General features: G+C 68.2%; 4 protein-coding genes. 3 read left to right on the top strand and 1 reads right to left on the bottom strand.

The genetic code is table 11. The features are described 5' to 3' along the window. The first annotated feature begins 560 nt into the window (after positions 1 to 560). From ACWGIF_RS37770 to ACWGIF_RS37760, 3 genes are read left to right on the top strand one after another with little or no spacing between them, the layout of a single operon-like run. On the top strand, positions 561 to 1,556 hold the full coding sequence (locus ACWGIF_RS37770) for a DUF6192 family protein (protein WP_453504376.1): 996 nt from the start codon (positions 561 to 563) through the stop codon (positions 1,554 to 1,556). Positions 1,557 to 1,559: 3 nt separating this feature from the next. After that, positions 1,560 to 1,970: a hypothetical protein gene (locus ACWGIF_RS37765; RefSeq protein ID WP_453504374.1), complete on the top strand. Its 411-nt coding sequence runs from the start codon at positions 1,560 to 1,562 to the stop codon at positions 1,968 to 1,970. A 34-nt stretch (positions 1,971 to 2,004) separates the two neighbouring features. Next, entirely contained in the window at positions 2,005 to 2,907 is a 903-nt protein-coding gene (locus ACWGIF_RS37760; protein WP_453504372.1) for an IS5 family transposase, read from the top strand. On the opposite strand, the gene ACWGIF_RS37755 is transcribed toward ACWGIF_RS37760, so the two are convergent. Beyond that, a complete protein-coding gene (locus ACWGIF_RS37755; protein ID WP_453504370.1) occupies positions 2,877 to 3,566 on the bottom strand; it encodes an SMI1/KNR4 family protein in 690 nt (229 codons plus the stop codon). The genes ACWGIF_RS37760 and ACWGIF_RS37755 overlap by 31 nt on opposite strands. Positions 3,567 to 3,647: the final 81 nt, after the last annotated feature.

The raw sequence follows: 3,647 nt of genomic DNA, 5'->3' as shown, positions 1-3,647 counted from the left end.
AGTGGTTGTTTTTGAAGGCTGGTTTTGGGGTCTGGCTGGCTGGATGATCTGGGTCGTGGGCTCTGGTGGGGTGGGCCGGCGGTACTGCCGTGAGTGTGGTGATCCGCTGCCGTTGTCGATGGCGACGGACGCGGTGTTCTGTTCGTCTCGGTGCAGGTCGCGGCGGTGGCGGAGGCTCCAGCGGGCTCGGCTCCGGGTGGTGGCGATGCGACGGGGTGAGCTGGCTGTGTGCCCTGTATGTGGCCGCGGCTGGACGGTTGGGGTGGAGCGGCAGCGGTCGGCTCGGTACTGCTCGCCGCGGTGTCGGGTGAGGGCCTTCCGGGAGCGGGCGTCGCGGAATGGTGTTACGGAAACGCCGTAGCCGAACGGCGCGAACGCGGGCGTGCCGGTGGTGTCACGTGTTCGGGGGCGCCATGGAGTGCTTCGCACCGGTAGTTCGCGCTCTGCCGGTCGATGTCGTGGACGCATCACGCTGGCAGGGACCTGGAACGGAGTGCACCTGATGGGCTGCCACCGGTGGCCGGCTCCGGACCGAGGGGGTGGTGGGGATCATGGCGGACATGGTCGGGAACGTGACCGTGCAGCGTTACGAGCAGATCGTCGCGGCCGGAGTCGAGCTGGTCGAGCAGGTCTCCGGGGCTCAGTTCGCGCTCGGGGATCTGGCACTGGAGATCGAGCCAATGCGGTCCTGGGGCAGTCCCGAGCCTTGCGCGGCCACCGAGCCGGAGTTCACCGTGAAGGTGTCGTTGCAGCGGTTCGCCGACGACATCGGGGTGTCGGAGCGGACGGTGACGGCTTGGCGGTGGACGGCCGCGAAGTGGCCGGCCGCCAAGCGCCGGAAAGGGATCTCTTTCACGGTCCACCGGATTCTCGGGTCGGTCGTGGATCAGGCCGAGCGGTGGGCATCGCTGGATGATCCGCCGTTCAACGAGCGCAGTGGGCGGCGGCAGTGGACGCCGGATGGCGCGAAGCGGCTGCTGGGCCACAAGGTCGACATCCCGGTCACGGTCGAGGAGAAGATCAGGGCGGTCACCGACCTGACCAGGGACGACAAGGTCGCGGCAGCGGTCACGGCGGACCTTTTGCTCAGGCCGACCGCAGCGGCTCAGGTCAGTCAGGAGGACCGGGTGCGGGTGGTCGCGGAGCTGACCCGGGACGACGAGGTCGCCAAGAAGGTCACCAGGGACCTGCTGCGGCGTCCGCAGGTCGCGAGGGAAGCCATGCGGGACGACACCGCCAGGCTCCTGGTCAACCGGGCGCAGTTCGACAACTCCGAGCGGGCCCGCGAGACGCTCCGCGAGCGGGTCCCGGCGGTCCGCAAGATCGAGCACACCATCGAGTACCTGGACCTGGTGGGCTCGTGCCACTCCTATGTGGCCTCGCTTGGTCGGCTCGTTCCGCGCCTGCGAGGGCAGGAGTTCACCGAGGACGAGCGGGAGACCGTCCGGCGCGGCATAGCCAGGGTGAGGGCCGCGGCCGACTGGCTGGAGTCGGCCATAGACGCCGGGGTGTTCACCCTGGACGAGCAGCTCGCCCAGCTCCTCAAGGGCGAGTAGGCAATGGCCCGCCGCCAGACTCTCCCGCTCGCTGAGCACTACGGCGACCTGGTCCGCGTCGCTCTGATGGAAGCCCGGCCGGCCGGGCTCCAGTCCAGTCAGCTGGTGGCCGCTACCCGGCTGAGGAAGTCCCAGGTCACGCGGGGGATCCGGCAGCTGCGGGATGTGGGCGCGGCCGAGCACCTGACCCCGATCATCTGGCGCCGGCGGGACGGATACATGTTCTCCGACGATCCCGCGGACTGGATCGAGTACGAGAAGAAGCAGCTGTTGCAGGTCCTGGGCCGGCTGACCCGGGTGATCACCGGCACCGTGGCCCCGCACCTGGCCCGCCGCCCTGAGGATGAATGGGCGCAACTGGTCATCGCCCAGCTGACCGGCGTCCGGGCGACCCTCGCCCAGCTCGCCAAATAGCCTTCCCACCAGGCTCTACTTCGCGAGTGCCGCCATGCCGACACCTGTTCGTCGCCGCCGCTATCCCTCCGACACCACCACGGCGGAGTGGGCTCTGATCGAGCCCCTCCTGCCGACCCCGGCCTGCCAGACCAAGACCGGCGGGCACCCCGAGAAGTGGCCCCGCCGGCAGATCGTGGACGCGATCCGCTACATCGTCGACAACGGCGCGAAGTGGCGGGCCCTCCCCGCGGACTTCCCACCCTGGGAAACTGTCTACGGGTTCTTCACCCGCTGGAACCGGGCGGGCCACGTCACTTACATCCGCGACCAGCTCCGGCGCCGCATACGTACCGACCTGGGACGATGTCCCCACCCCGTCACGCTGATCGTCGACTCCCAGTCGGTGAAGGCCGCGCACACCGTAAGCCAGGACACCCGCGGGTATGACGCCGCGAAGAAGATCAACGGCCGCAAGAGACACATCGTGGTCGACACCAAAGGCATGCCCGTCATGATCATGGTGACCCCGGCCGACATGACCGACCGGGACGCGGCCCGCGAACTCCTCTGGCGCCTTCGCCTCACCCAGCCGCAGATCACCCAGGTCTGGGCGGACTCCGCCTACGCTGGCCAGCTCGTCGACTGGGCCCGGGACTTCCTCAAAATCACCCTACGGACCGTCTCCCGACCCAAGGGAACGAAGGGCTTCGTCGTCCTTCCACGGCGCTGGCGCGTTGAGCGGACCATCGGCTGGATCATGAACGCCCGCCGCAACGCGAGAGACTACGAGCGACTGCCCCAGAACAGCGAAGCGCACCTGAACTGGTCACTCATCACCCTCATGACCAGGCGTATCGCCCGCAAGGGGCCCCGCACCGACAGCTGGACGAGGAAGCCCGACACGATCTCCGCCGGGCCTGCGGCTCAGTCTGCTGCCGGGACTGGTGCCGGCTGACGTTCGGCTTCCTCGAGCCACGTCAGATACCAGCGCGCGAAGGTCATCGGCCCACCGTTGCCGTCGAGCAGCGGCTCCAGGTCTTCATCATCTGCCCGGTTGTCGGACCAGATTCGCCCCCGCTCCGGGCCGCTGATGATGAGCCACTCGCGGGCGGCGCAACCCAGCGTTGAGATGACGGTCGCGCCGACAGTACGGTCCGATGAGAACATCAGTGGTTCCCAGCGCTCGTCCCATGCCTCGATAGCGTCATCGAAGTCTTCGATCTCTTCGAAGTCCTCTTCCTCCGGACGCTCGGACAGAAGCGCCTGAACGGCTTCGGGGTCTGCGCCTTCACGCGGAAACGGTTCGGCCAGTCGGGACAGGTCGGCGAGCTCGGCTCCGTCTCCCTCCCACCGCCAGCGCCCCTGGATCAGGCGCGCCGGATACACCCCGTGTGCTGGCCCGGCCCCTCCGGCGCCGACATAGAGGAGGAAGTCGCGGTACTCCTCGGGCAGCGACACGCCCATCTGGCCCTCGAGATCAGCCAGTTCCGCCGGCGTCAGAGGGTCCTCGAGGAAGAACTTGTGCCCCACCGCGCCGAAAACGCGGTCGCTACCAGGGGCGGCCACGAGTGACTGCACACGCTGCCGAACCCCCGCCCATATCGAATCGTCCATGCGGTGAGCCTAGGCGCGCCGACGACGACGGAGCGCAGTGGGCTACGAGGAACAGCAGGGCAGCCTTCAAAAACAACCACT

Source organism: Streptomyces sp. NPDC054849 (assembly GCF_053610945.1).
The sequence above is the reverse complement of the archived record's forward strand: the minus strand, read 5'-3'. Positions and strand labels throughout refer to the sequence as shown.